Genomic DNA, 19,138 nt, shown 5'->3' with positions numbered 1-19,138 from the left:
GCCAGGGGCCTGCCGTTGTCCTCTGAATCCGCGCTTCCTGAAACCGAAGACCCCGCCGCGGTCCGCCAGGAACGCGTTACCGCCTTCCGCGCAGGCGTACACGCCATCGTGCCCGCCCTGATCGCCACCGCCACCTGGGGGCTGGTCACCGGCGTGGCCATGGTCAAGTCGGGCCTGACGGAGACCATGGCGCTGGCCATGACCCTGCTGCTTTACGCCGGCTCGGCCCAGCTGACCTCCCTGCCGCTCATCGCCACCGGCGCGCCGCTCTGGCTGATCTTCGCCGCCGGCTGCGTGGTGAACCTGCGCTTTCTCATATTCGGCGCGGCGCTGCACCCCTATTTCCGCCATCTGTCCTGGCCCAAGCGGCTGGGGCTCGGGTATTTCACGACCGACATGGGTTTCGTGCTGTTCATGCCGCGCTATGGCGATGCGGCCGTGCGCGGCACGCGCGAACAGCTCTGGTTCTTCCTGGGCGCCATCGCGCCAGGCTGGTTCGTCTGGCAGACGTCCTCCATTGTCGGCATCTATCTCGGCACCATGGTGCCCACGGGCTGGTCGCTGGACTTCGCCGCGGTGCTGGCGCTGCTGGCCATTACGGTGCCGCTGGCCAACACCAAGCCCATGCTGATTTCCATGCTGGCCGCCGGCGTGGTCGCCTGGACCGGGCAGGTCCTGCCGCTGCGCCTGGGCCTGGCCGCCGCCGTGGTGGCGGGCGTGGTCGCCGGCATCTGGGCGGAACGCTACTTCAAGGCCCGCGCATGACCCTCTGGCCCGCCGAAATCTACGTCTATTCCGCCATCCTGCTGCTGGCGCTGTGCAGTGTGCTGACGCGCGCCGGCTTCATGCTGTTCGGCGATTACATCCCCCTGCCGGAAGGCGTGCGGCGGGCCTTGCGCTATGCGCCCGCGGCCGCCCTGACCGCCATCATCGTGCCGGACCTGCTGCCCTGGAAGGCTGGCCTGGGGCCGGTGTTCGACTACAAGCTGGTCGCGGGCGTGGTCGCCGTGCTGGTTTTCCTGCGTACGCGTAGCGCGGTGCTGGTCATCATCGTGGGCATGCTGGCCCTGTGGGGCCTGCGCTGGCTGGCCGGTTGACGGTTTTGACCAAAAGCGTCCACTCAGTGGACGCTCCTGGTATGCCCGGCGGGCGCTTCCTGGCGGCCGGCGGAAGGCGTTTGCAATGCCTTTCGAACCGACGTCGGACCGTGTGGTAATGCGGCTGCGCTAAAATCATGTTATCCACAGCAATCCGGGCCTGGTACTGCCCTCATAAGTATCGAATCCAGAATGCGCCGCCTGGCCTGCAACGCAGGATGCGGATTGCGCGTGTTCAGGCTGTTCCGATGCATATGTAGTGCAGTGCGCGTAGCACTCTCGTTTTGTTCTTTTTCACTGGTCCCGGTATCTGCCTAACCCTGATGACTGAATCCACTCAATCCGTAGCACCTGCCGCTGACGCACCCGCGCCGACGTTCACCGATTTCGGGCTGCATCCTCTGCTGCTGCAGTCCATCGCCGAAACCGGCTACACCACGCCCACGCCCATCCAGGCCCAGGCCATTCCCGTCGTGGTGGAAGGGCGCGATGTCATGGGCGCCGCGCAGACCGGCACCGGCAAGACGGCTGCCTTCACGCTGCCCATCCTGCACCGCTTGATGCCCTTGGCCAACACCAGCGCATCGCCCGCGCGCCATCCGGTGCGCGCGCTGATCCTGACGCCCACGCGCGAACTGGCCGACCAGGTCTACGAAAGCGTCAAGCGCTACAGCAAGCAGACGCCGCTGCGTTCGGCCGTTGTTTTCGGCGGCGTGGATATCGGTCCGCAGAAGGAAGCCCTGCGCCGCGGTTGCGAAGTGCTGGTGGCCACGCCCGGCCGCCTGCTCGACCACGTCGAGCAGAAGAACGTGAACCTGAGCCAGGTCGGCATTCTGGTGCTGGACGAAGCCGACCGCATGCTGGACATGGGCTTTCTGCCCGACCTGGAACGCATCATCCGCCTGCTGCCGGCGCAGCGCCAGGGCCTGCTGTTCTCCGCCACGTTCAGCAATGAAATCCGCAAGCTCGGACGTTCGTACCTGAATCAACCGGTAGAGATCGAAGTCGCGGCGCGCAACGCCACGGCCAACACGATCACCCAGATCGCCTACAAGATGCCCAGCGATGCCAAGCGCGCCGCGGTCGTGCATCTGGTGAAGTCGCGCGGCCTGAACCAGGTCATCGTGTTCTCCAACACCAAGATCGGCACGGCGCGGCTGGCCCGCGACCTGGAACGCGACGGCGTCAAGGCCGAATCCATCCACGGCGACAAGACGCAGGCCGACCGCATGAAGGCGCTGGAAGCCTTCAAGGCCGGCGAACTGGAAGTGCTGGTGGCCACTGATGTGGCTGCGCGCGGCCTGGACGTGGCCGGCGTGCCCTGCGTCATCAACTACGACCTGCCGTACAACGCCGAAGACTACGTGCACCGCATCGGCCGCACGGGCCGCGCGGGCGCGTCGGGCGAGGCCATTGCCTTGTTCACGCCCGACGAAGAGCGTTTCCTGCTCGACATCGAAAAACTCATCAAGCGCGAAGTGCCGCGCGGCACGCTGGATGTTCCGGCCGACCTGGTCGCGCGCAGCCACCGCCGCAGCGACGAGCGCCGCGGCTCGTCCCCGCGCGAAGGCCGCGAGGGTCGTGAAGGCCGTGACGGCCGTGGTGATCGCGGCCGTTCGTCCGACCGCCGTTCCGGCTATTCTTCCGGCGCGCCGCGCCAGCCCGTGGATGACTTCTTCTTGAAGCCCTACGAACCCTCGGCCCCGTCGGCTCCGGCTGAAGAGCCGGCGCCCAGGACCAATGGCGCATCCTCCGCGCCCAAGCGCCAGGTCGCTGTCCTGCTGGGCGGCAGCCGCAAGCCCTGACTAGCGCCTGCATGAAAAAACCCGCAAGCCCTTGGGCGTTGCGGGTTTTTTTTATGACTGGGCCGCGCCTGGCGCGCCGGCATGCCGCGGCTCAGGCGGCCAGCATGCGCGGCAGGTCCGGCAATGCCGTGGCGACCTCGGGGCTGTTTTCATTCAGGCTTTCGAGCAGGCGTTCCAGGTGGCCGATATGCGGCAGCATCGGGCCGTAGAACACCACCCGCGTACCGATCTGCACCAGCAGCGTGGGGAAGTTCTCCACGTCTTCGTCGCCCAGCAGTTCGGCGTGGTCCTCGATGTCGATCCAGGCGAAGACATGCCGCGGCATGGTGGCAGCCAGCGCTTGCAGCTTGGGCTTGTATTGCTCGCAAGTGTCGCACCAGGCCGCGCAGAAACAGGCCACTAGCCAGGCGTCGGGCGATGAGCCCAGCCGCGCGCGCAGCGCGGCCAAGTCGGTATCGGGTACAAGTAGGGACATGTGGGCAGATCAAGGCGTGTTTGACTATCATACCCGGGATGTCCACCCCCTCATTTCTTCTCCATGACCGCTTTGCGCACTGATTCCGCCACGCCCGAGAACGGCCGATTTTCCGCTGCCGGGGCCGGCGCCGTCAGCGTGGGCCAGGCCTTCAAGCGCGCGCTGGTGTCCCAATGCCATCCCTCCATGCTGTTCGCGGTGCTGCTGCCGTTCCTGATCGCGCTGGTGGGGGCCCTGTTGTTGCTGTACCTGTTCTGGACGCCGCTCAACGAATGGCTGGCGGCCGAGGCGGCGCGCTGGGACTTCGTCAACCGGGCCGAGGACTGGATGCTGGCGATGGGCCTGTTCTCGCTCAAGGTCTACATGGTCCCCATCATCGCCGTGGCCATCCTGCTGCCGGTCTCGGGCATCCTGGGCCTGGCGATTGCAGCCGTCTTCGTGATGCCGCTGGTGCTGCGCCACGTCAGCAAGCGTGAATACGTGAGCGTCACGCCGCAAGGCAAGCACGCGACCGCGGTCAGTGTATGGAACGCGATCTGGGTATCCCTGGCCTTTGCCGCGGGCTGGCTGCTGACGCTGCCGCTCTGGCTGGTGCCGCCCATGGCCATTGCGCTGTCGATCTTCTGGTGGGCCTTCGCGTTTTCGCGCATGATGCGCGTGGACGCCATCGTCGAACATGCCAGCCCCGCCGAACGCAAGCTCATCCTGGAACGCAACAACGGCGGCTTCTGGACCATCGGCCTGATCTGTTCGCTGTTGAACCTGTTGCCGCCGGCGTGGGTCATCCTGCCGGTGTTCTCGGCGTTGGTCTACGCCCACTATGGTCTGGAAGCGCTCAAGCGTTTGCGCGAGGACCGCGTCATCGACGTCTGACCGGCGTCATCCCTCTCAACTTCTGGAATCGGACATGGCCGCAGAATCCGCCGCCCGCCGTATCGGCCTCATCATCGTGGGGGACGAGATCCTCTCGGGCCGCCGTCAGGACAAGCATTTTTCCAAGATCGTCGAACTGCTGGCCGCGCGCGGCATGCAGCTGGGCTGGGCCGAGATCGTGCCTGACGACCGCGACACGCTCGTCGCCACCTACAAGCGCAGCTTCGCCAGCGGCGACGTGGTGTTTTCCTGTGGCGGCATCGGCGGCACGCCCGACGACCACACGCGCCAGGCCGCCGCGGCCGCGCTGGGCCTGCCGCTGGCGCTGCACCCCGAGGCCGAGCAGGCCATCGCGCTACGCACGGCCGAAATGGCCGCCAAGGGGCAGGGCACGGCCGATATGAGCGCGCCGGAAAACCAGCAGCGCCTGCAGATGGGCGTGTTTCCGGAAGGCTGCGAGATCGTCCCGAATCCCTACAATCGCATCCCCGGCTTCTTCGTCAAGGACCACACCTTCGTGCCGGGCTTTCCCGTCATGGCCTGGCCCATGCTGGAATGGACCTTGGACACACGCTATCGTGCACTGCAGCATGTGCGTGCCCACGCCGAGCATTCCTTCCTGGTTTTCAGCATGCCCGAATCACGCATCACCCCGGCCATGCAGACCGTGGAAACACGCTGGCCTGGCGTGCGCGCGTTCAGCCTGCCCAGCGTGGGGGAGGCCGGCGGCACGCCCCATATCGACCTGGGCGTGAAGGGCGAACCGGCCGCCGCGGCCGAGGCTCTCGAGTATTTGCGGGCCGAGGTGCTGCGTCTGGGCGGCAAGCTGGCGCCGCCGCCGGCAGCCTGAAATCAGGGCCGCACGGGATGTGAGGCCCTTTTTTTGATACAAAAAGCGGTTGCCAAATGCGCCAGTAAATTTCACAATACGGGAAAGAACTGTTTGCTGCGATGCCGCAAGTCCGGTTCCCGAAGGTGGGGCCCTACAGGCGGCGCAGCTGTCCTCGCCCCCCTTTCCATGTCCCGTCTCTCCACTACCCGCAATGCCCTGGACGCCGAGACCGAAGGCGCCTCCGCCCATCCCATCGCCATCCAGGTGATCGAGCGCGCCATGCGCCTGCTCGACGCCCTGGCCGCGCAGCCGGATCCGGTAACGCTGAAAGAACTTTCCGCGACCACCGGCCTGCATGCATCCACCGCGCATCGCATCCTGAACGACCTGGTCGTGGGCCGCTACGTCGAACGCGTCGACAACGGCCTGTATCAGCTGGGCATGCGCCTGCTGGAGCTGGGTTCGCTGGTCAAGGGGCGCCTGAACGTGCGCGAGGCGGCCATTTCCGCCATGCGCTCGCTGCACAAGCTGACCGGCCAGACCATCAACCTGTCGGTCCAGCAGGGCGACGAGATCGTCTACATCGAACGCGCCTGGAGCGAGCGTTCCGGCATGCAGGTGGTCCGCGCCATCGGCGGCCGCGCGCCGCTGCACCTGACCTCCACCGGCAAGCTGTTCCTGTCCACCGCCGATGCGCGCCAGGTCCGCGCCTATGCGCTGCGCACCGGCCTGGCCGGCCACACGCGCAACAGCCTGACCGACCTGGACCGCCTGGAGCGCGAACTGGCGCTGGTGCGGCGCCACGGCTATGCGCGCGACAACGAAGAACTGGAACTCGGCGTGCGCTGTATCGCCGCCGGTATTTTCGACGACACCGGCAAGCTGGTCGCCGGCCTGTCCATCTCGGCCCCCGCGGAGCGCCTGCAGGACGACTGGATCAAGGCGCTGGTCGACACCGCCGCCAGCATCTCCGAAGCGCTGGGCTATGAGCCGTCGGTTTCCACCGGCTTCAACGGCCTGGGCATGGCCGCCGAGGCCCTGCGCCCGTAACCACCGAATGCCGGTCGCCAAAAAGAAAAGCCCCTGACGGGGCTTTTCTTTTGCGTGCGCCGTGGAGGCGCGTCTGTCGATTATTGCTGTTCGACGCCAGCCTTCTTGAACAGCTCGCCCCACTGCGGGACCTGCTGCTTGACCTTGGCGTCCAGGGCTTGCGGGTTGGCTTCGGACGTCAGCACCGTGGCGCCCAGCTGCTTCATGCGGTCCTGGAACTTGGGATCGGCCAAGCCGGCCTGCAGGCTCTTGACCAGCTTGTCGACGACGGGCTTGGGCGTGCCCTTCGGCACCCACATGCCATGCCAGATACCCACTTCGAAGCCCTTGTAGCCGGATTCGTCCATGGTCGGCAGGTTGGGCAGCGTCGGGACGCGCTTCAGGCTGGTGACCGCATAGGCCTTCACCTTGCCGCTGTCGATCTGCTGGGTGGTGTTGGTGGTCTGGTCGCACATCAGGTCGACCTGCTTGCCCAGCAGGTCGTTCATGGCAGGCGCCGTGCCCTTGTAGGGGATGGTCAGCAGTTGCACGCCCAGCGCTTCGACCAGCATGGTGCCGCACAGATGGCTGGCGGCGCCGATGCCGGCGTTGGCCAGGGACACCTTGTCCTTGTTCTGTTTGACGTACTCGGCCAGTTCCTTGATGTTGTTGGGCGGGAAGTCCGAGCGCGCGATGATGGTCATCGGCACGTCGACCACCAGGCCGATGGGCTCAAAGCTCTTGTAGGGGTCGTACCCCGGATTTTTGTACAGCGAGGGCGCCGTCGAGAAGCCGGCATGCATCAGCAGGACGGAGTAGCCGTCGGGCTGGGCGCGGGCCACCTGGGTGGTGCCGATGGTGCCGCCGGCGCCGCCCTTGTTCTCGACCACGACCGTCTGGCCCAGGCTCGGCCGCATGGCTTCCGCGAGCGAGCGCGCGACGTTGTCCGTCGGGCCGCCAGCGGCGAACGGCACCACCATGTTGATGGGGCGATCCGGGTATTCGGCTTGGGCGGCGCCGGCTGCGAGCATGGCGCTGGCCGCGAGCAAGGCCGAAAGCGTGCGGGGGATGAGGGTCATGAGGTCTCCAATTGCAGGGTTTGCTGCGATTTGTTGTTGCGCGCCGACTTGTGGGTTTATTTGTCTGTCATCGGCGTGAAAGCAGTTTAGAAAACAATTGATACGACGTCACTTCGGGTATTTCCTGAATCCTGGGAAACCTTTGTGCTGGATCAAACCCAGGCGAGGCTTGCACCATCAAAGTGCAATTTTTTGTTGCGTCGCACAAAAACTCCTTGACAAGGATTTTTCCCAGTCTAGAATGTCAATTGTGCAGTGCATCAAACGGGCCGGCGGTAGCTTGTAGTACCAGTTTCCGCGCACGTTTTTATAGTTCGTCGCAGACAACCATTCCTTACTTGCCGGACAGCCTCCGGCTACCCATGGAGCATCCTATGAGCGCTATCCCGCAACAAGTCCTGGACCGTCAAAAGGCCAGCATCAACACCATCGTGGCCGCCCAGTCGGCCGTGTTCGCCGGCTTCGAAAAGCTGGTCGAACTGAACCTGAAGGTCGTCCGCGCCACCCTGGACGAAGTCGCCCAGAAGTCGCAGCAAGCCGCTGAAGTCAAGGATCCGCAGGAAGCCGCCGCTTTCGCCTCGGGCCTGCTGCAGCCGGGCGCCGAGAAGGCCATGGCCTACACCAAGCACGTGTACGACATCGTCGCCGGCGTGCAGACCAGCCTGGTCAAGCTGACCGAAGACCAGATCGCCGAAAGCCAGCAGCAGCTGAGCGAAGCCGTCGACCAGTTCTCCAAGAACGCCCCGACCGGCTCCGAAAGCGCCGTTGCCCTGATCAAGTCCTCGCTGGCCACCGCGACCAGCGCCTACGATTCGATGACCAAGGCCGCCAAGCAGGCCGCCGAAGTCGCCGAGTCGAACCTGAACGCCGCCGCCAACGCGACCTTCAAGGCTGCCACGGACGCTGCCGACGCCGCGACCAAGGTTGCCAGCCGCAGCCGCCGCAGCGCCTAAGTTTTTGGCGCGCAGGGCTGCGCAAACCGCAGTTATGTAGTACTGTTGAGTGACAGAGCAGAGCTGGAATTAGGGCCACCCACCGGGTGGCCCCTTTTTTTTGCCTGTTTTTTCGCTGTATGGCCGGCGGATGCCGGCCGCGTTTGGGCTCAGCGCGCCACGGCGCGCACGCATTCGCCCACCAGGGCCGGGCCGCGGTAGATCAGGCCGGTATAGAGCTGCACCGCGTCGGCGCCCGCGTCCATCTTTTCGCGCGCCTGGCGGCCCGACATCACGCCGCCCACGCCGATGATGGCCAGGCTGCCGCCCAGCTTTTCCTTCAGGCGGCGGATGACCGCCAGCGACAATTCATGCACCGGGGCGCCCGACAGGCCGCCCGCTTCCTCGGCATGCGGCTGGCCGGTGACGGCGTCGCGCGAGAGGGTGGTGTTGGTGGCGATGACCCCGTCGATGCCATGGCGCGGCAACGTTTCCGCGATGGAATCGATCTGCTCGTGCGTCAGGTCGGGAGCGATCTTCACTGCCATGGGCACGCGCCGCTGGTGCTTGTCTTCCAGCATGCGGCGCTTGTCCGCCAGTTGCGCCAGCAGGGCCGAGAGTTCGTCGCCGCCTTGCAGCGCGCGGAGGTTCTTGGTGTTGGGCGAGGAGATGTTCACCGTCACGTAGTCGGCATGCGGATACACGCCTTCCAGCCCGATCAGGTAGTCGTCCGCGGCGCGCTCGATCGGCGTGTCCGCATTCTTGCCGATGTTCAGCCCCAGGATGCCGCCTTGCTTGCGCCAGGTGCTGCGCTGCACATTGGCCAGGAAGGCCTCCAGCCCCTGGTTGTTGAAGCCCAGCCGGTTGATCAGCGCATTGGCGCGCGGCAGCCGGAACATGCGCGGCTTGGGGTTGCCGGGCTGCGCGCGCGGGGTCACCGTGCCCACCTCGATGAAGCCGAATCCCAGGTTGCCCAGCGCGTCGATATAGGCGCCGTTCTTGTCCAGGCCCGCGGCCAGCCCGATCGGGTTGGCCAGCTGCAAGCCCATCAGCGTGCTCGGCGCCTTCGGCTGCGCGTGCATGAGCTTGCGCGTGGCGCCGCATTCATAGGCGCGCTGCAGGCCCGACAGGGTGACTTCGTGGGCGGTTTCCGCGTCCATGGCGAACAGCGCCGGGCGGGCCAGGGGATAGGCGTGGAAGAGGATAGACATGGGGCGGAATTGTAGAGCGAATTCTGCTGGCCCTGCGTCGCGCCAGGCGCTCCAAAGGAGGGGCGGATCAGGCGGGCGGCAATGCGGGCTGCTCGCCCCACACGCCGTCGACCAGGAACTGGGCCGGGTGGAAGCTGGATTTGTAGGACATCTTGCGGCTGTCGGCGATCCAGTAGCCCAGGTACAGCCAGGGCAGGTTCAGCGTGCGGCATTGTTCGATCTGCCACAGGATGCTGTAGGTGCCCAGGCTGCCGGCAATGTCGGGATCGTAGAAGGTGTAGACGGAGGACAGGCCGTCGTCCAGCACGTCGATGATGGACACCATGACCAGCTCGCCCGTCTCGTCGCGGAACTCGACCAGGCGGGTATTGACGCGGCTGGTGAGCAGGAATTGCGCATATTGCGTGCGGCTGTCCTCGTCCATGCCGCCGCCCGGATGGCGGCCCTGCTGGTAGCGCGTATAGAGCCGGTAGTGCTCGGGCGACCAGGCCAGCTCGGCCACGAACGACTGCAGGCCCTGATGGTCGCGCCAGGCGCGGCGCTGGCTGCGGTTGGGCGCGAAGCCTGCGGTATCCACGCGCACCGGGATGCAGGCGTGGCAGTTGTCGCAATGGGGCCGGTAGGTAAACAGCCCGCTGCGGCGAAAGCCTTGCTCCACCAGTTGCGAATAGGTGCCCGCGTTGATCAGATGGCCGGGCGCGGCGACCTGCGACCGTGCCTGGCGACCTGGCAGATAGCTGCAAGGGTAGGGAGCGGTGGCGTAGAACTGCAGGGTGGAGAAGGGGAGTTCTTTGAGCTGGCTCATCGGAGGTCCCGCGATGCGGCGGCAGGCCCGCAAGGGGAGTGGCTACATATTAACGCCGAACCCCGGGCCCGATGCTGTGTCGGGATGCAAGCGGCCGGCGCTGTCCAGCGTGCCGCGCGCCCAGGCGATCGGGGGCTGCGCCGTGGTCGCGCGCACATGCTGCAGGAACGCGGCGCGCGGGATGGCGCGCGCGCCCAGGCTGGCCAGGTGGCGCGTCTGCTGCTGGCAGTCGATGCGTTGCACGCCTTGCGCGTCCAGGTAGCGCACCACGTAGGCCAGCGCGATTTTCGACGCGTTGGGCGCGCGGGTGAACATGGATTCGCCGAAGAACATGCGGCCCAGGCTGATGCCGTAGAGGCCGCCGGCCAGTTCGCCGTCGATCCAGGTTTCGATGCTGTGCACGTAGCCGGCCTCGTGCCAGGCGCGATAGGCCTGCTGCATGGCGGCGGTGATCCAGGTGCCGGGCTGGCCGTCGCGCGGCGCGGCGCATTGCGCCATCACCTCGGCGAAAGCGGTATCCACGCGCACCTGCACGCGCGGCGCGGCGGCCTGCTCCTGGCTGGCGATCTGGCGCAGCAGCTTGCGCAGCGAATGCGACGGCGCGAAGTCCTTCACGGCCAGCACCATGCGCGGATCTGGGCTCCACCATAGAATGGGCTCGCCCTCGGAGTACCAGGGAAATATGCCGTTGGAGTAGGCCTCGATCAGCCTGGATGTGGACAGGTCCGCGCCCGCCGCGAGCAGGCCGTCGGGATCCGCAAGCGCAAACTCCGCGGGCGGAAAAGGAGTGTCGACGGCTAGCCAGGGCAGTTTCAACGGTGCGATTCTAGGGTGTAGTGATGGGGGGGATACACGCCCTGCTTGCGGTCGTCGAAGTAATGGCGCAGCGTGGTCGCCACGGTGCGGAACGCCAGGTCGTCCCAGGGGATCTCGGATTCGTCGAAAAAGCGCGCCTCCAGGCTTTCGGGGCCCGGGTCGAGGTCGGCCGACAGCGCCTGGGCCAGGTAGAACACGTGCACCTGATCGATCTGCGGCAGGTCGATGATGGTGTAGAGCTCGCCCAGTTTGATGCGCGCGCCGGATTCCTCCAGCGTTTCGCGGGCGGCGCCCTGCGCGGTGCTTTCGCCCAGCTCCATGAAGCCGGCGGGCAGGGTCCAGGTGTTGTAGCGCGGTTCGATCGCGCGCCGGCACAGCAGGACGCGGTTCTCCCAGACCGGCACGGTGCCGACCACCAGCCTCGGATTCTGGTAGTGGATCGCGCCGCAGTGATCGCAGATGTCGCGTTCGCGGTTGTCGCCTTCGGGAACCCGGCGGCTGATGGGCGAGCCGCATTGGCTGCAGAAATGCGAACGGCGCGGCGCGGGGAAGTATTCGAGGGGCGATTTTGCGGTCATGGGTACGATTCTAACGGCTGCGGCGGGGGCTGGCGCGCCGGCCCGGAACGGCCGGGGAGGGGGCGCCGAAGCGGTCCTCCAGATGCTCCACGAAGGATCGTACCTTGGGCGACAGGAAGCGCCGGTGCGGATAGATGGCGTACATGGAGATCGGGGTATGGGCGTAATCGGTCAGCAGCGGAATCAGGCGGCCGGCGCGGATGTCGTCGCCCACCAGGAAATCGGGCTGCAGGATGATGCCGTGGCCGGCCAGCGCGGCGGTCCGCAGCACGTCGCCGTTGTTGGCCCGCAGGGCCGCGTTCACGCGCACCAGATGGGTCACGCCGTCCTTCTCGAAATGCCATTCGTTGCCGGTGCTGGCATAGGCGTAATGCAGGCAGCGGTGCTGCTTCAGTTCCTCGGGCGTCCGCGGCGTGCCGTGGCGTTGCAGGTAGTCGGGCGCGGCGCAGACCCGCAGTTGCTGCGGCGCCAGGGGCCGCGCGACCAGCGACGAATCCTGTAGCGGGCCGATGCGCACCGCCACGTCGTAGCCGTCCTCCACCAGGTCCACCACGCGGTCGTTCAGGTCCAGGTCGATGATCACGTCTGGGTAGCGCTGCAGGTATTCGGCAATCGCCGGCCCCAGGTGCAGGATGCCGAACGACACGGGAGCGCTGACCCGCAGGCGGCCGCTGGGGCGCTGGCCCTCGGCCTGTAGCGACAGTTCCAGGTCCGCCACCTCGGCCAGGATGGGCCGCACGCGTTCGTAGAAGGCGCGCCCGGCGTCGGTCATGCTCAGTTTGCGCGTGGTGCGGTTCAGCAGGCGCACGCCGTATTTCTGTTCCAGATAGGCGATCTGGCGCGTGACCACGGAACGGGCCTGGCCCATCTTGTCGGCCGCGGCCGCGAATGAGCCCAGTTCCACGACCTTGGCATAGGTCTGCATGGCGGTGTGCGTGTCCAAGATTGTTTCCTATCGGGGAACAATAATTTGCAATTCTGCATGTTTATCTTTGTTTTTGGAATCGCAAGAATAGCGCTCATCAAGAATCTTCCCGTCCTGGGCGATTCCCCTACCGCTCTAGGAGAGTGCAATGGTTGATACCCGTACCGCGCCCTATGCCGCGCTGTTGCTGCGCGTGGCGCTTGGCGTCATGTTCCTGGCCCATGGCCTGACCAAGCTGCTGGTGTTCACGCTGCCCGGCACCGCGCAGTTCTTCGCCAAGATCGGCTTCGCCGGCTGGCTGGCCTATCCGGTGACGTTCTTTGAAGTCGGCGCCGGCGTGCTGCTGATCCTGGGCGTCGTGCCGCGCTGGATCGCCGCCATCGCCGTAGTGCAGTTGTTCGTGGCGTCGACCGTGCATTTTCCCAATGGCTGGGGCTTCGGCAATGCCGGCGGCGGCTGGGAGTATCCGATCTTCCTGACCGTGGCGGCTGCCGTGCTGGCGCTGTTGGGCGACGGCAAGTACGCGCTGGTCAAGAGCGGCCGCGGCTGATCGCTGCGCGCACCAGTCTGTCTACCGCCACGGACGTGGCCTGCGGGACGGCCGGCCCATAGAATGGCCCGGCCGTTTTCCATTTCCGGAGTTTCCATGTTCTTCTCCAAGCCGTATTTCAAGCGCGCCGCCGCCGCAGCCATGCTGGCCCTGGCCTTGTCGCCCGCCGCCCATGCCTCCGCCGAACAGGAAGCCGCCAACAAGGCGGCCGTGCTGGCCTTCTACGAGAAGGGCCTGAACCAGAAGGACGCGGACGCCGCCTTGAAGTACGTGGGCGACCGCTATGTGCAGCACAATCCGAACGCCGCGGACGGGCCCGAAGGCTTCCGCAAGTTCATCGCCTATCTGCGCGACAAGTTTCCGCAGTCGCGCAGCGAGATCAAGCGCGTCTTCACCGATGGCGACTACGTGATCCTGCACGTGCATGCGGTGCGCCAGCCCGGCGACCGTGGCAGCGCCATCATCGACATCTTCCGCCTGGAGCGGGGCAAGATCGTGGAGCACTGGGACGCGGTGCAGCCCATTCCCGAGCAGTCCGCCAATCCCAACGGCATGTTCTGAAGGCGCCGTTCAGGCGCGGGGATTCGCTTCGAAGCCCAATTCCCGCGCCACGTCCTTTTGCGCGATCAGCGCCAGGGGGGCGGCCGGGTAGATTCCGGGCAGGACCGCCTGGATTGCGCTGCCGGGGGCAAGGTCTGCCAGCGTGTCGAGCAGCGGCGCGCCGTCCGCCGTGGTCATCTTCTCCAGCAGCGGCGGCAGATCGCGGTCCAGCACGATGCCCGCGCCCAGTGGCGTCATCGCATACAGTTGTCCCGCGTCGTCCAGTTTCCACTGCTCGACCGAATCGATCGCCACGTTGGTGTGCGTGAGCAGCCCGCTGTTGTCGTCGCTCAAGCGCAGCACGTAGGGCGCGGCGTCCAGGCGCAGGAATACGCGCTGGGGACCGTTCTGGAAAAACCAGCGGCCCGCGTCATCGTGTTCGTAGTTGCGGTTGATGAATTCCAGGATCTGCGTATTGGTGATGGACTCGCCCGGACCGCCTGCGGCTGATTGCCCTTGCGGATGCAGGCGCCAGCGGCCGCGCGCGTCCAGCGACAGCCAGCCGTATACCGCCGGCACGTCGGGCCAGCGGGCTAGCGCGTCCTTCACCGATTGATCCATGTTCAGGGGCGGATGATGATGGGAGGAGGGTTGATGACAATGGCGGGCGCCGGCATCACGGCCACCGGCTGCGGCACCTGCACATAGCCGTGGCGGTAGTCGTCCCGGCACTTGCGCTTTTCCTGGTAGTCGCCATTGCGCTTCCATTTGCGCTCGACCTTACAGGCGCCGTCCCAATACTGCTCTTTATACTCGCGCCCGTGGCGATGGCGGTGCTTGTCCGAATCCGCCTGCGCCGCAAGCGGGGCCAGCGTGAGCAATGCCGCCGTGGACAGCGTCAGCAGCGCGGAGGAAGAGCGGGCTCGGGAGTTCGGAAGGGTACGCATGGGGTCCGTCATCAGTTGCAAACGGCGTCACCATAGCAATCATTTGATTGACGGCGCGTAGTGATGCGTAACCAGATGCTGGCGGAAAAGCCGCCATCGTACCTGACGCCAATTGTCGAGATGGACGAAAGGCCGCCGCGGCCGTCCGCGCGAGGGGTGAATGAGCGTCATCATTTTGTTTTACGAAGCGTCAGAACCGGCGTAAAACTTGAGCCTTCACCGCTCATTGGCGAGTTTCAAACATGAAGATCGCGATTCTGGACGACTGGTTCGATACCCTGCGCCGCCTACCTTGTTATGCGCTGCTGCGCGATCACGAGGTCACCGTTTGGGCGGATCACATGGAAGATGCCGATGTGCTCGCGCAGCGCCTCGCCGATACGGAAGCATTGGTCTTGATCCGTGAGCGCACCACCATACGCCGCGAGTTGATCGAACGGTTGCCCAAGCTGCGCCTGATTAGCCAGCGCAGCGTCTATCCGCATATCGACGTCGCCGCATGCAGCGATCACGGCGTGCTCGTTTGTTCGGATCTGCACGCGGATACGCCGTCATATGCCGCCGCGGAGCTGACGTGGGCGCTGATGCTGGCGGCCATGCGCCAATTGCCGCAGCAGGTGGAGTCCATGCGCCAGGGCCATTGGCAATGCTGCGTGGGTCACACCGTCCGAGGCAAGACCATGGGCATCTTTGGCTATGGACGCATCGGCAGCGTGGTTGCGGGTTATGCACGGGCATTCGGCATGCGGGTGCTGGTCTGGGCCCGTCCCGAGTCGCTGCAGCGCGCGCGTGAAAACGGCTACGAAATCGCGGCCTCCAAGGCGGAGTTCTTCTCCTCTTGTGACGTGCTGTCGCTGCACATGCGCCTGGTCCCCGCCACCAAGGGGATCGTCACGGCGGCGGATCTCGCGGCCATGAGGGACGGTTCGCTGCTGGTGAACACCAGCCGCGCGGGGCTCATCGAACCCGGCGCCCTGGCGCCTGCGCTGCAGGCCGGACGTCCGGCGATGGCCGCGCTGGACGTGTTCGAGCAGGAGCCGTTGACCGATACCTCGAATCCGCTCTTGCAGATGCCCAACGTCGTATGCACACCTCACATCGGCTACGTGACCTATGAGGAATGGGATCTGCAGTTCAAGGACGTGTTCAACCAGATTCTCGCCTTTGCGGCAGGCAAGCCCGTGAACATGGTGAATCCGCAGGTGGTTGCGTCATGAATGGATCGCTGGAACGCTTGGCTAAACAGTTGGACCTGGGCGCTGCTGCCAATGAACGTCTGCGTTTGGCATTCGGCCGCGCTTGCGCGCAGCGGGTCGAGCATCTGCTTGAAGCGCAAGAGGCCGTGGATTGCCTGGCAGAGCTGGGCCGCTATCTGGACGGTGCGATCGGCCGCGAACAGCTGGGGCAGGTTTCTGCGCGGGCTGCGCGCCTGGCGAGCCGGCATCAGGGATCAAAATCCCTGGACGGCTGCGGTCATGCCGCCGTGTCCGCGACCTATGCCGTCGCCAGCGCGCTGGCTGGCAAGGCGCTGAGCGCGGCGGAATACGCGGCTTATGCCGCGGTCTATGGGCAGGGCGGTTACGGCGCGGTGTCAGATCCCGAGTCGTTCGAACCGGAGTTCATTTGGCAGACCGAGCGTCTGAATGCCTTGGCTGGGGGCAGGGCTGCCTAGCCTCCATCGCGGCAACGGGCCGACAGCTTCGCCCGGAAAACAAAAAACCCGCAGATTTTTATCTGCGGGTTTTGAGAAATCGCTGGAGGCGCAAGCCGGAATCGAACCGACGTACACGGATTTGCAATCCGCTGCATAACCACTCTGCCATTGCGCCAGCACTTGCAAGAAAAAAGGAAGCGCGGTGTTGGCCGTTGCTTCCTTTTTGTATTTGGAGCGGGAGACGAGTCTCGAACTCGCGACCTCAACCTTGGCAAGGTTGCGCTCTACCAACTGAGCTACTCCCGCGGGGGTACTGCGTTTTGGTGTGTTTTCTGACTTGGTTTTCAGAAAGGCCGTGTCCACCAAAGACAGCGATTATACACAGAATTTTGGGCTTGTGTAGCCTGGCAAGGCGGGGAGATGAAAAAAGTCCCCGCTTGCCGGGCCATGCGGGCCGTCAGGGCGTGTCGCCGGGGGCGGGCGTGGCGGCCGCGGGCGCGGAGTCGGGCACGGGCGCAGCAGCAGGCGCCTCGGCCGGCGACGGGGCCGGCGCGGCGGCGTTCTTCGCGGGACGAGCCTTGCCGGCCGGCCGGCGCGAAGCCTGGCGGCGCGCATAGGCGGCTTGCTCAGCCGTCACCGTGCCCGCAGGCTGGCCTTGCAGGTCGACGCGGGTGGCGTCCGCGACCATGCTGCCCCAGTAGCGGCTGCCCTTGCACCAGGTGGCGATGGCCTGCTTGAGCTGTTCTTCCGTCATGCCCAGCTTTTCGAGATGCTGGGCCGCGTCGGCCAGGATGCCTTGCTTGAGCGGCAGCTTGGGCGCGGGATTCTTGGGGAAAGCCTGCGGGAAGTGCTTTTGCAGGCGCCAGATGGCCTCGACCGCGGGGTCGACAGGCTCGCGCTTTTGCTGCGGGCGGGCGGCAGCTTTCGCTTGACCAGACTCGCGCTTTTGCTGCGGCCGCGCCGTAGCCTTCGCTTGATCAGGCTCCCGCTTCTTTGTCCGGCCTGCCGCCTTCGGTTGGACCGGCACCGCCTTTTGAGCCTGTGCCCGTAGCTGCTCGCGCAGGTCGGCAAGTTTTTCAAAACCCATTGTTATTTCCAACACCTCAGATTTGTTCAGGCTGAAGGTTACCGCAAGTGCGCGAATGCAGCACTGTCGAGAGGCCCCGTGTGTGGCGCCGGCGCCATGGCCGCCGGTGGCGGCGTGGGCGGATTTTCCGGGAATCAGCGTCCGGAGGGCGGGCAGGGGGACTGGCCGGGAACCCGTATCGCGCGGCCTTTCAGCAGAATGGGCGTGCCCGGATAGACGTTGAATGGATCCACGGGCAGGCCATCGACGACGGCGTCCTTGACCTGATGGCGCACGTTGCCTGACGCGGCCAGCCAGGCGCCTTCCGGCTCGCAACGCAGCGACAGCTCCGAAGTTTCGTTTGGCGGCAGCAGCCTGACCAGGGTGCTGAACGCAAGGGTGACGACCACATTGCCGGAGGTACCTTGTCCCGCCCGATCCAGCAGGTTGACGACGGGCTTGATGTCCAGCCGGTAGACCTGCTCCTGGTCCACTTCGGCCAGCGGCTTGAGGGTGATGGTCTTGCTCTGCCCCGGGCCTAGCGAGAGCTTGAACGGGTAGACGTAGAGCGCAGGCTGCTCGGTTTGCGCGATAGGTTCCAGGCGCTCCTGTTCAGGTTCGACGCCAGGGTTGAGCAGGCGCGACAGGGTAACGGACACGTACTCCGCGCGATCGCCCTGGTTGACGATATGGACAGAGGCCGGCTTGCCTTGCACGACGGCGAGCTTGGGCATCACATCGATATGCGCGAGCGCAGGCGCCGCAAGCCAGGACGCCAGAAGCAAGAACAGGCAACTGGAGGGTTTCATCCGCATCTCCGCGAAATCCGGCCGCGCACAGCGCCTCAGGGGATCCGGGCGGTCGGTTCAAAGACCAACGACAGCTCGCCGACATAGTTGCCTGCCGTCTCCTTGAAATTGCCTTCCGGCGGATAAGCCGAAATCGCCAGCCCGTAGTAGCCGATGGAGTCCTCGCCTGCAACCGGCGCAAACGGATTCTCGAATTTCACGTCCTGGCCTACTTCCAGGGTTTTCTGCTCCCCGTCTTCCGCGGCCAGGGAAACCTTGGGCCGACGGAACACCAGGGCCGCGTTGGCCGTGTTGCGGATTTCCAGCGGCCGGTCCATGCGCACCTGAAACGCGCCGCTCGAGGACACGACGCGCAAGCGCGCCTGCGTCTCATACGGCGATTCCCATCCGCGCAGCTGCTGCATCGCCAAGCCCTGGTCGAACCAGCCGCCCTTGTCGTCCGTGACCAGCAGCCTGTTGGCGGCCCTGACCGTGGCGGTGATCCTGCTAGTGGTATCGCCGGTTAGGACGATATCCACGGCGGCGGCTGCGACAGGGACCATTCCCAGGGCCAGCATCAGGCACGCGCGGATTGGGATTCTGTTCATGTCCGGGTTCTCATGGGTTTCAAGGCTGAGCGTGCGCGGCGATCTGATAGATCAGAACGCCGTACGCCATGTTGATGATCAGGGGCGCGCTGCCATCGGCCTCGCCGCCGTTCAGAATCACCCGCTCCCTAGGCCGGAAGGTGATGCGCCAGACTTGCGTGCGGGCAGGCGCATGCAAGACGCGCACGCTCATCCGGTACTTTTGTCCCGGCGCCAGAATCAGGCGCTTGGGGGTGACCAGCAAGCTGGGTCGCTCTGTTTCGCCAACTGGCGCCAGCACTTCCGGCGTCGATCCGGGATTGAGGAGCAGATGCTGTTCCACATCCAGATAGAGCGGGCTGTCGCCACGGTTTTCCGCCAGCAGTTCGCTCGGCGCTCGACCGGGTTCCAGGCGCAGTTCCGCTCTCGGCAGGTGCAGGATGCCGGCCCCCTGGCCGTGCTGGGGCCAGGGCAGGGCGAGTGCCGCAACGATAAACGCGGTGCGGCGGGCGAATCGCCGGGGAAGGACATGAACGCTCATGGCATGAG

Annotated in this window: 24 protein-coding genes and 2 tRNA genes; 11 read left to right on the top strand and 15 right to left on the bottom strand. The window is 65.5% G+C overall.

All coding sequences use genetic code 11. From position 1 onward, the window contains the following. Positions 1-15: 15 nt before the first annotated feature. The 3 genes from BRO63_RS02745 (at position 16) to BRO63_RS02735 (ending at position 2,902) form a co-directional block, all read left to right on the top strand. Complete coding sequence (locus BRO63_RS02745; protein WP_179215025.1) at positions 16-765, top strand: AzlC family ABC transporter permease; 750 nt, start codon at positions 16-18, stop codon at positions 763-765. Continuing rightward, entirely contained in the window at positions 762-1,097 is a 336-nt protein-coding gene (locus BRO63_RS02740; protein WP_088138424.1) for an AzlD domain-containing protein, read from the top strand. The genes BRO63_RS02745 and BRO63_RS02740 overlap by 4 nt, the downstream gene beginning before the upstream one ends. 323 nt (positions 1,098-1,420) lie before the next feature. Further along, a complete protein-coding gene (locus BRO63_RS02735) occupies positions 1,421-2,902 on the top strand; it encodes a DEAD/DEAH box helicase (RefSeq protein ID WP_088138423.1) in 1,482 nt (493 codons plus the stop codon). A gap of 91 nt (positions 2,903-2,993) precedes the next feature. Here the strand turns inward: BRO63_RS02735 and BRO63_RS02730 are convergent, their stop codons facing one another. Then, positions 2,994-3,377 (bottom strand): thioredoxin family protein, encoded by a 384-nt coding sequence (locus BRO63_RS02730; RefSeq protein WP_088138422.1) that lies wholly within the window; start codon positions 3,375-3,377, stop codon positions 2,994-2,996. 63 nt (positions 3,378-3,440) lie between these two features. Between BRO63_RS02730 and BRO63_RS02725 the strand changes: the two genes are divergently transcribed. From BRO63_RS02725 to BRO63_RS02715, 3 genes are all read left to right on the top strand, one after another. Next, entirely contained in the window at positions 3,441-4,250 is an 810-nt protein-coding gene (locus tag BRO63_RS02725) for an EI24 domain-containing protein (protein ID WP_088138421.1), read from the top strand. 34 nt (positions 4,251-4,284) lie between these two features. Beyond that, a complete protein-coding gene (locus BRO63_RS02720) occupies positions 4,285-5,100 on the top strand; it encodes a competence/damage-inducible protein A (RefSeq protein WP_088138420.1) in 816 nt (271 codons plus the stop codon). A gap of 168 nt (positions 5,101-5,268) precedes the next feature. Continuing rightward, a complete protein-coding gene (locus BRO63_RS02715) occupies positions 5,269-6,132 on the top strand; it encodes an IclR family transcriptional regulator (protein ID WP_088138419.1) in 864 nt (287 codons plus the stop codon). 80 nt (positions 6,133-6,212) lie between these two features. Here the strand turns inward: BRO63_RS02715 and BRO63_RS02710 are convergent, their stop codons facing one another. Next, the gene (locus BRO63_RS02710) at positions 6,213-7,190 is read right to left on the bottom strand and encodes a tripartite tricarboxylate transporter substrate binding protein BugD (RefSeq protein WP_088138418.1); all 978 of its coding nucleotides are present in this window, start codon (positions 7,188-7,190) and stop codon (positions 6,213-6,215) included. A gap of 374 nt (positions 7,191-7,564) precedes the next feature. Between BRO63_RS02710 and phaP the strand changes: the two genes are divergently transcribed. Beyond that, positions 7,565-8,143: a TIGR01841 family phasin gene (gene phaP / locus BRO63_RS02705; protein WP_088138417.1), complete on the top strand. Its 579-nt coding sequence runs from the start codon at positions 7,565-7,567 to the stop codon at positions 8,141-8,143. A gap of 149 nt (positions 8,144-8,292) precedes the next feature. On the opposite strand, the gene BRO63_RS02700 is transcribed toward phaP, so the two are convergent. The 5 genes from BRO63_RS02700 to BRO63_RS02680 form a co-directional block, all read right to left on the bottom strand. Then, positions 8,293-9,333, bottom strand: a complete 1,041-nt coding sequence (locus BRO63_RS02700; RefSeq protein ID WP_059371649.1) for a quinone-dependent dihydroorotate dehydrogenase — start codon at positions 9,331-9,333, stop codon at positions 8,293-8,295. Positions 9,334-9,400: 67 nt separating this feature from the next. Further along, on the bottom strand, positions 9,401-10,138 hold the full coding sequence (locus BRO63_RS02695) for an arginyltransferase (protein ID WP_059371650.1): 738 nt from the start codon (positions 10,136-10,138) through the stop codon (positions 9,401-9,403). A 42-nt stretch (positions 10,139-10,180) separates the two neighbouring features. Further along, positions 10,181-10,954, bottom strand: coding sequence for a leucyl/phenylalanyl-tRNA--protein transferase (aat, locus tag BRO63_RS02690; RefSeq protein WP_088138416.1), 774 nt, complete (start codon positions 10,952-10,954; stop codon positions 10,181-10,183). Further along, positions 10,951-11,532 carry an NUDIX hydrolase gene (locus BRO63_RS02685; protein ID WP_088138415.1) on the bottom strand — a complete coding sequence of 194 codons (582 nt, stop codon included), beginning with the start codon at positions 11,530-11,532 and terminating at the stop codon, positions 10,951-10,953. The genes aat and BRO63_RS02685 overlap by 4 nt, the downstream gene beginning before the upstream one ends. 10 nt (positions 11,533-11,542) lie before the next feature. After that, on the bottom strand, positions 11,543-12,475 hold the full coding sequence (locus tag BRO63_RS02680; RefSeq protein ID WP_179215024.1) for a LysR family transcriptional regulator: 933 nt from the start codon (positions 12,473-12,475) through the stop codon (positions 11,543-11,545). 130 nt (positions 12,476-12,605) lie between these two features. Here BRO63_RS02680 and BRO63_RS02675 point away from each other — a divergent pair, with 130 nt between their 5' ends. Continuing rightward, the gene (locus tag BRO63_RS02675; RefSeq protein ID WP_088138414.1) at positions 12,606-13,007 is read left to right on the top strand and encodes a DoxX family protein; all 402 of its coding nucleotides are present in this window, start codon (positions 12,606-12,608) and stop codon (positions 13,005-13,007) included. 96 nt (positions 13,008-13,103) lie between these two features. Continuing rightward, the gene (locus tag BRO63_RS02670) at positions 13,104-13,568 is read left to right on the top strand and encodes a nuclear transport factor 2 family protein (RefSeq protein WP_088138413.1); all 465 of its coding nucleotides are present in this window, start codon (positions 13,104-13,106) and stop codon (positions 13,566-13,568) included. 9 nt (positions 13,569-13,577) lie between these two features. On the opposite strand, the gene BRO63_RS02665 is transcribed toward BRO63_RS02670, so the two are convergent. Together BRO63_RS02665 and BRO63_RS02660 are read right to left on the bottom strand one after the other, a co-directional pair. Next, complete coding sequence (locus tag BRO63_RS02665) at positions 13,578-14,168, bottom strand: DUF2946 family protein (protein WP_088138412.1); 591 nt, start codon at positions 14,166-14,168, stop codon at positions 13,578-13,580. A 2-nt stretch (positions 14,169-14,170) separates the two neighbouring features. After that, complete coding sequence (locus tag BRO63_RS02660; RefSeq protein WP_179215023.1) at positions 14,171-14,494, bottom strand: hypothetical protein; 324 nt, start codon at positions 14,492-14,494, stop codon at positions 14,171-14,173. 242 nt (positions 14,495-14,736) lie between these two features. On the opposite strand from BRO63_RS02660, the gene BRO63_RS02655 reads away from it, so the two are divergent. After that, positions 14,737-15,711, top strand: a complete 975-nt coding sequence (locus BRO63_RS02655) for a D-2-hydroxyacid dehydrogenase family protein (RefSeq protein WP_088138411.1) — start codon at positions 14,737-14,739, stop codon at positions 15,709-15,711. After that, positions 15,708-16,166 (top strand): hypothetical protein, encoded by a 459-nt coding sequence (locus BRO63_RS02650; RefSeq protein WP_088138410.1) that lies wholly within the window; start codon positions 15,708-15,710, stop codon positions 16,164-16,166. The genes BRO63_RS02655 and BRO63_RS02650 overlap by 4 nt, the downstream gene beginning before the upstream one ends. A gap of 83 nt (positions 16,167-16,249) precedes the next feature. Here the strand turns inward: BRO63_RS02650 and BRO63_RS02645 are convergent. From BRO63_RS02645 to BRO63_RS02620, 6 genes are all read right to left on the bottom strand, one after another. Further along, positions 16,250-16,323: transfer RNA gene (locus BRO63_RS02645), tRNA-Cys, on the bottom strand. A gap of 55 nt (positions 16,324-16,378) precedes the next feature. Continuing rightward, a tRNA-Gly gene (locus tag BRO63_RS02640) sits at positions 16,379-16,454 on the bottom strand. 151 nt (positions 16,455-16,605) lie between these two features. Beyond that, positions 16,606-17,235, bottom strand: coding sequence for a ProQ/FinO family protein (locus BRO63_RS02635; RefSeq protein WP_088138409.1), 630 nt, complete (start codon positions 17,233-17,235; stop codon positions 16,606-16,608). 134 nt (positions 17,236-17,369) lie between these two features. After that, positions 17,370-18,023 carry a hypothetical protein gene (locus BRO63_RS02630; RefSeq protein WP_088138408.1) on the bottom strand — a complete coding sequence of 218 codons (654 nt, stop codon included), beginning with the start codon at positions 18,021-18,023 and terminating at the stop codon, positions 17,370-17,372. Positions 18,024-18,058: 35 nt separating this feature from the next. Beyond that, positions 18,059-18,610: a hypothetical protein gene (locus tag BRO63_RS02625; RefSeq protein WP_088138407.1), complete on the bottom strand. Its 552-nt coding sequence runs from the start codon at positions 18,608-18,610 to the stop codon at positions 18,059-18,061. Between the two features lie 19 nt (positions 18,611-18,629). Continuing rightward, complete coding sequence (locus tag BRO63_RS02620) at positions 18,630-19,130, bottom strand: hypothetical protein (protein ID WP_088138406.1); 501 nt, start codon at positions 19,128-19,130, stop codon at positions 18,630-18,632. Between the last annotated feature and the right edge of the window lie 8 nt (positions 19,131-19,138).

The sequence above is a fragment of the Achromobacter xylosoxidans genome (genome assembly GCF_002192695.1).
Classification (GTDB): domain Bacteria; phylum Pseudomonadota; class Gammaproteobacteria; order Burkholderiales; family Burkholderiaceae_B; genus Achromobacter; species Achromobacter xylosoxidans_C.
This window is presented reverse-complemented; position numbering and strand designations above follow the sequence as displayed.

What these genes read in the sequence shown, in the direction of transcription:
- BRO63_RS02675 (WP_088138414.1), top strand. Translation starts at nt 12,606, where the DNA reads ATGGTTGATACCCGTACCGCGCCCTATGCCGCGCTGTTGCTGCGCGTG.
- BRO63_RS02740 (WP_088138424.1), top strand. Translation starts at nt 762, where the DNA reads ATGACCCTCTGGCCCGCCGAAATCTACGTCTATTCCGCCATCCTGCTG.
- BRO63_RS02655 (WP_088138411.1), top strand. Translation starts at nt 14,737, where the DNA reads ATGAAGATCGCGATTCTGGACGACTGGTTCGATACCCTGCGCCGCCTA.
- BRO63_RS02630 (WP_088138408.1), bottom strand. Translation starts at nt 18,023, where the DNA reads ATGAAACCCTCCAGTTGCCTGTTCTTGCTTCTGGCGTCCTGGCTTGCG.
- BRO63_RS02715 (WP_088138419.1), top strand. Translation starts at nt 5,269, where the DNA reads ATGTCCCGTCTCTCCACTACCCGCAATGCCCTGGACGCCGAGACCGAA.
- BRO63_RS02710 (WP_088138418.1), bottom strand. Translation starts at nt 7,190, where the DNA reads ATGACCCTCATCCCCCGCACGCTTTCGGCCTTGCTCGCGGCCAGCGCC.
- BRO63_RS02720 (WP_088138420.1), top strand. Translation starts at nt 4,285, where the DNA reads ATGGCCGCAGAATCCGCCGCCCGCCGTATCGGCCTCATCATCGTGGGG.
- BRO63_RS02700 (WP_059371649.1), bottom strand. Translation starts at nt 9,333, where the DNA reads ATGTCTATCCTCTTCCACGCCTATCCCCTGGCCCGCCCGGCGCTGTTC.
- BRO63_RS02725 (WP_088138421.1), top strand. Translation starts at nt 3,441, where the DNA reads ATGACCGCTTTGCGCACTGATTCCGCCACGCCCGAGAACGGCCGATTT.
- BRO63_RS02635 (WP_088138409.1), bottom strand. Translation starts at nt 17,235, where the DNA reads ATGGGTTTTGAAAAACTTGCCGACCTGCGCGAGCAGCTACGGGCACAG.
- BRO63_RS02660 (WP_179215023.1), bottom strand. Translation starts at nt 14,494, where the DNA reads ATGCGTACCCTTCCGAACTCCCGAGCCCGCTCTTCCTCCGCGCTGCTG.
- BRO63_RS02665 (WP_088138412.1), bottom strand. Translation starts at nt 14,168, where the DNA reads ATGGATCAATCGGTGAAGGACGCGCTAGCCCGCTGGCCCGACGTGCCG.
- BRO63_RS02670 (WP_088138413.1), top strand. Translation starts at nt 13,104, where the DNA reads ATGTTCTTCTCCAAGCCGTATTTCAAGCGCGCCGCCGCCGCAGCCATG.
- phaP (WP_088138417.1), top strand. Translation starts at nt 7,565, where the DNA reads ATGAGCGCTATCCCGCAACAAGTCCTGGACCGTCAAAAGGCCAGCATC.
- BRO63_RS02650 (WP_088138410.1), top strand. Translation starts at nt 15,708, where the DNA reads ATGAATGGATCGCTGGAACGCTTGGCTAAACAGTTGGACCTGGGCGCT.
- BRO63_RS02730 (WP_088138422.1), bottom strand. Translation starts at nt 3,377, where the DNA reads ATGTCCCTACTTGTACCCGATACCGACTTGGCCGCGCTGCGCGCGCGG.
- BRO63_RS02735 (WP_088138423.1), top strand. Translation starts at nt 1,421, where the DNA reads ATGACTGAATCCACTCAATCCGTAGCACCTGCCGCTGACGCACCCGCG.
- BRO63_RS02625 (WP_088138407.1), bottom strand. Translation starts at nt 18,610, where the DNA reads ATGAACAGAATCCCAATCCGCGCGTGCCTGATGCTGGCCCTGGGAATG.
- BRO63_RS02620 (WP_088138406.1), bottom strand. Translation starts at nt 19,130, where the DNA reads ATGAGCGTTCATGTCCTTCCCCGGCGATTCGCCCGCCGCACCGCGTTT.
- BRO63_RS02685 (WP_088138415.1), bottom strand. Translation starts at nt 11,532, where the DNA reads ATGACCGCAAAATCGCCCCTCGAATACTTCCCCGCGCCGCGCCGTTCG.
- BRO63_RS02695 (WP_059371650.1), bottom strand. Translation starts at nt 10,138, where the DNA reads ATGAGCCAGCTCAAAGAACTCCCCTTCTCCACCCTGCAGTTCTACGCC.